Source organism: Paracoccus sp. (in: a-proteobacteria) (assembly GCF_046462195.1).
GTDB lineage: Bacteria > Pseudomonadota > Alphaproteobacteria > Rhodobacterales > Rhodobacteraceae > Paracoccus.
The window spans coordinates 1-5,018 of the sequence record NZ_JBKGUN010000291.1 but is presented as its reverse complement, the minus strand read 5'-3'; the positions used below and the strand labels follow the sequence as shown (position 1 = coordinate 5,018).

The 5,018-nt window shown below is 56.3% G+C and carries 3 protein-coding genes; 2 read left to right on the top strand and 1 reads right to left on the bottom strand.

The window, feature by feature from the left end; all coding sequences use genetic code 11:
- Positions 1-208: hypothetical protein (locus ACLHHB_RS17420; RefSeq protein WP_410219549.1), on the bottom strand; the 208-nt coding region annotated here is incomplete at its 3' end.
- Positions 209-1,340: 1,132 nt separating this feature from the next.
- On the opposite strand from ACLHHB_RS17420, the gene ACLHHB_RS17415 reads away from it, so the two are divergent.
- Positions 1,341-2,567 (top strand): calcium-binding protein, encoded by a 1,227-nt coding sequence (locus tag ACLHHB_RS17415; protein ID WP_410219548.1) that lies wholly within the window; start codon positions 1,341-1,343, stop codon positions 2,565-2,567.
- Between the two features lie 815 nt (positions 2,568-3,382).
- Positions 3,383-4,441, top strand: a complete 1,059-nt coding sequence (locus ACLHHB_RS17410) for an acyltransferase (protein ID WP_410219547.1) — start codon at positions 3,383-3,385, stop codon at positions 4,439-4,441.
- The last annotated feature ends 577 nt before the right edge of the window (positions 4,442-5,018 follow it).

The following is a 5,018-nucleotide window of genomic DNA, read 5'->3' as shown; positions in this document are numbered from 1 at the left end:
CCAGCCCCAGCATCAGCAGGCCCAGCAGCGGCAGGACAAGCAGGATCAGCGCGATGTCGAAACCGCGTTTGGACCAACCGCCGACAGGGTTGCGATGGATCCCGGACTTTAGTTGTGAATGGCTGCCAGCAGCCATGATCTGCTTGCGGCAGGGCAGCGGACTGGATTGCGAGGCATACACTGCATCGGCACGTTCAGAGACGAGCATTGGGCAAGCTTTCTGGTGTCTGCTTAAGATTTGATTAAGATAAGCCTCAAATTTTCAGGAAAAGCAACCTGCAGGTGTAAGAAAATGCTGCGACTGCAGCATTAAAATGCATATGCTGCACGGCGGAGCATCCTTGGCCATTCCCGCTATCAAAGTTGGCGCTGCTGAAATGCGTAAGACGACGAAAACCATGTTCTGAAAGCTTGTACGGCAAGGGACCGATCGCTGACACCAGCCGCGCACGGCGCGCCTTTCAGCGCCGCTGCAGTTTCGCCCACCTGACCCGCTTGTGATCAGGTTGAACGGGCGACGCGGGCACCGGGCTCTCACCTCCACATAAGGTTGTCCTGCCAAGATGAGTGCGGAACAATTTGTTTTCCTGCGCATGCCTTTTCGAATGTCCGCAGGATGTCTGCCTTCCATGTGCCGTGGCCAATCCGAGGCTCGCCTTGTGGGATGCGGGCGTTCATCTCCCATGCCATCTTGCTGCTGTCAGCCTTGCCTTCGACGATGACGTGGGAGTCCCTTTGTACAAGAATCGTGCCCCCCCGAGAGAAGGAATTTGGCGTTATACCCGGCGATGTGCAGCAACCGAGGCTCCAGCCTGATTTCATTGCCTGCATGCAGGTAGGGGTCTGAACCCGACAATGTTTTTCCGAACCCTTGCAGGAACAGGGACTGCATCGCCAAGCCTTGCAATTTTCCGGCTGCAGCATGAAGCGATATGTAAACGCGCCAACTTTCTCAGTGGTCTCGCCACACTGAGGTTGATGTGAATGCGTAAGAACAAAGCTTGGCGCCGACACCTGATAGAAGTGTCACAGCTACCATCCGCTGCAAAAAAATGGAAGGAGGGTGAAGCGACCGGCAGGATTGCCGCGTGCCCTAGGTCCTTCTTCATCACCGATGAAAAATCAGCGCATGCAGCAGAAGTCAGGTGATGGCCTGAGCAAATACTGAGAAGCGGGGCCGCCTTCTCCCCCCTGATGTGCATGTCACCAAAACAGGCGCCCCCCTTTGCAAAGAAGCCTGCTTTGCGGAAGTCCCTGGTCCTTACCTGTCTATATGCATAGGCATTCTTATGGTCTGATCGGTGGTAGAAGCAGGATGTCGGCACATCGGAACTTAAGCCATGGCATTGATTGAAGCACAGCAAGGTATTGACAGCTTTTCGGTAGACCTGAATTTCTACGTCCGCCATTTTTACGACGACGAATTTATCGACAATGCCTATGTGGAATTTGCCGGGCAAACCTACGAAGACCGTTATGTCGTCAACGGCTACAATGGCAGTACCGATCTTCTGGTCGCATTTCTGGGCCATGGCTTCGGGTTCAATTCTTCGGGCTACGTGAACCGGGGGACCGTCACAGCGATGGGGGAGGCCACTTACTCCGGCGAAGACATCTGGTACATGCAGGACATCTCGGTCTCTGCCTCGCGGCTCAACGACGTGGCCCAGACGTTCGGCAATGCAGATGATCGCGCCCTGATGGCCGAAATCCTGCGCGGCAACGATACGATCCGGCTCAGTCAGTTCGACGATCGCTTCGAGGGCTGGGGTGGCGATGACCGGATGTTCGGCGGATACGGCAACGACACGCTGTTGGGCGGAGCCGGCAATGACATCTTGCAAGGCGGCTTTGGCAACGACGTCCTGAATGGCGGCACCGGGCGCGACCAACTGATCGGCGGGGCGGGCAACGATATCTATCTCGTGACAGCAGGGGATGTGACCACGGAAAGCCAAGGCGGCGGCATCGATCGTGTCCAGTCGGCAATCGGCTGGACGCTCGGAAGCCATATCGAGCATCTGACGCTGACCGGTGCCGGCAATGTCAACGCGACCGGAAACAACCTCGACAACACCATCACCGGGAATGCCGGAAACAACGTTTTGAACGGTGCCGCCGGCAATGACCGCCTTGTCGGGAACGCCGGAAACGACCGGCTGGTCGGAGGCTTGGGCAATGACATGCTGGGTGGCGGCGCCGGTGCCGATACGCTGGTTGGGGGCTTGGGGAAAGATATCATGTACGGTGGCGAAGGAGCCGACCGCGACGTGTTCGTCTTCAACAGCGTCATGGACAGCCGGTTCGGAAGCCAGAGAGATCAGGTCAACCATTTCCAGGCAGGATTGGATGAGATCGACCTGTCGGGTATCGACGCCAACACCCACGCAGCCAGAAATCAGCAGTTCATGTTCGCAGGCACAGAAGCCGAGGACCACTCTGTGTGGTATGTCAGGCAGGCAGGTGGCGTGATCGTTCGCGGCGACGTGAACGGCGACCATCAGGCCGACTTCGAAATCTGGATCAACGGCGTGACGCAACTGAATGAAGGCGATTTCATTCTTTGATCGACTTGTCCGCCGGGTGACTGGCGGACAGCTTCTGTGCTCCTGCTGACTGTCTGGCACCTTGTCGCTTAGTAAGCCGGCAGGATCTGCAGAAAAACGGCGGAGCAGAGGCCGGACGACGCTGAAGGAATGGCAGCATGTGAATTCGCTGCCCTGCCCCCCGCGTCAAGACCTTGAGCATGTGTGTTGCCTGACTGGAAATCGAAGTCAGGTGTTTTAGTGTCGGGATGTTTAGATGACCTTTCCTCGAATAAATTACAGCGGAAGATATGTGACGCGCGCTGGCAAACAGGTACTCATTGTGGGATTTGATGAGAATGCCAGCCATCCCTTCGTGGGATGCAACGGCATCAGCTATACCGTCGAAGGAAAGCGGTATGCGGATGGTCGGACAAGCCGGCATGACTTGGTGGCCTCCAGCGAATTTCAACAGGCGGCACTCCTTCGGGCCAACTTCTTCCCGCGCCTGCTCCAACGGTTTTTTTGCCTCATCAACAGGTCTCCACGCGACCTTGCATGATGGCATGTCGCGATCCCAAGGTCATGACTGATGTCCGGTCAAAGATCCGGCGGCAGAATGGCCGGGCGGACGCAGCATCACTGCGTTGAAGGCATGCGGCCAGTCATGAATTTTGGCCCATGTCTGACGTGCAACCAAGCGGTTACTCCAGCCTTCGAATACAAACTTGCAGAATATTTTGGCGCATGGAAGAGGCGTCATCTTCATCTTGGCATTCATGCCTTGGGTAGAACCGGCAATCATTCGAATACCAAATAGCCTTCATGAATCATTTTCCGGCTAACGGACTTCATTGATGACAGCCGCCACAGCAGACGCAGTATGGCCGCATGGGGGCTATGGATCCGACCAGCCGGGAATGGCCCCGTCTCGGGTGGAAAGACTTTCTGGAATTGAACTCGGCCGTATCATAGCCTGCCTTGCCGTTATCTTGATCCATCAGAAATCTTTCGAGTATGGCGATACCGGCTATTTCTATGAAGCCCTCAATCAGTCCGCGAGATGGGCTGTGCCGTTTTTCTTTGTCTTGTCCGGATACTTTATGCCTGCCGGACGAAACTGGGTGAGCCTGACGATCAAGTACTTCACCAGATTGTTTCCGGTCAGCGTGTTTTGGGTGGCCTTCTATGCTTGGGTTGAGGGAGAACCATTATGGTTCCTGGAGGGTACGCGGCATACCCTCGCCATGCTGGCCTATGGTGGATCAGGGTATCATCTCTGGTTTCTCCCAAGCCTCGGGGTCTGTCTTCTCATTGCTGCAATCGTGCTTCAGTTCTTTTCGGCAAAGGTTCTGTTCGCTGTGTCGGCAGTGCTTTTCTCTATTGGTCTCTTGTTTGGACCCTATGCTCCTGTTGTTTTGGATACCCCCTATGACGAGATCTCGCTCCCCTTCAGCACGCGCAATGGGGCCTGCTTTGGCCTGATCTTCGTGAGCCTGGGGGTGCTGCTGCGGCGATACGAAGTAGAGGCCAATATCAATACCGCTTTCCGCCTTTTGGGCATCGGAGCGGCTCTTACCATTGCAGAAATTGCCTTTCTATGGTCAGCCTATGACGTCCCTCCGACAGGCGTCGATTTCGTTCTGGGGACCCTGCCCTTGGGTTTCGGCGCAGCGCTGCTCTTCCTCAGCATCGACATTCGCCAAAAGGTCGCTGCCCAATTCGTTCGCCGCCTCGGATCGGTTTCCTTGGGAATTTATGCTGTGCATCTTGTCGTACTGAGGCAGCTTACGGGGGCACTGGGCCCGGACTCAATGGCCTCAGGGTTCCTTGTTGCCTTGGCTGCCTGGGCAGTCTCTTCCGCGATTGCCTTGGTCGGAGGGCAGGTTCCCGTGCTGCAGCGGGTGTTCCGGTAAAACGCAGATCATCCTTGCCCTGTACCACCTCAACTGGCCCGGACCAAGCGTTGGCCCGTCTAGGAATCAGGGTCGCAATCGGTCAGTCAGACAGCTGCCGGTTCTTGCAAGGGGCTGACAAAGGGTACGAGCAGGGTCAAGTTGTCGAGGGGCGGTCACAGGATTGCAGATGAGCCACGCGGGGCTGCACACCAATCAGGTTGATGCAGAAGGCAGCCGAATCATGTTATTTGTGGCAAGGGGGTGCAGGTGGTCATGGCCGAGGGCGAAAGTGACGCTCCTTCGTCTTGAACGGACAATCTGCCTTCCAAGGCTGCACCCAAGCAATCGCCAAGCCACCAGAAATATCTGCACTAATCGGCGTCTGTCACGGGCTGCGCGACAGCTGGAACCAGAATGCCGGCACGTTGCGCCAGCGTAATGATCGGACAGACAGAGGCGGGAACGAAGGGGACAGCGCCGGACACTGGAACGGCTTCACCCTCAAGCTTTGTCAACCGCAAGGGAGTGGTGGTAGCGGAGGAGGGACTCGAACCCCCGACACGCGGATTATGATTCCGCTGCTCTAACCAACTGA

Bases quoted from the DNA above. Each gene is read 5' to 3' on its own strand.
- ACLHHB_RS17415 (WP_410219548.1), top strand. From the start codon at position 1,341: ATGGCATTGATTGAAGCACAGCAAGGTATTGACAGCTTTTCGGTAGAC.
- ACLHHB_RS17410 (WP_410219547.1), top strand. From the start codon at position 3,383: ATGACAGCCGCCACAGCAGACGCAGTATGGCCGCATGGGGGCTATGGA.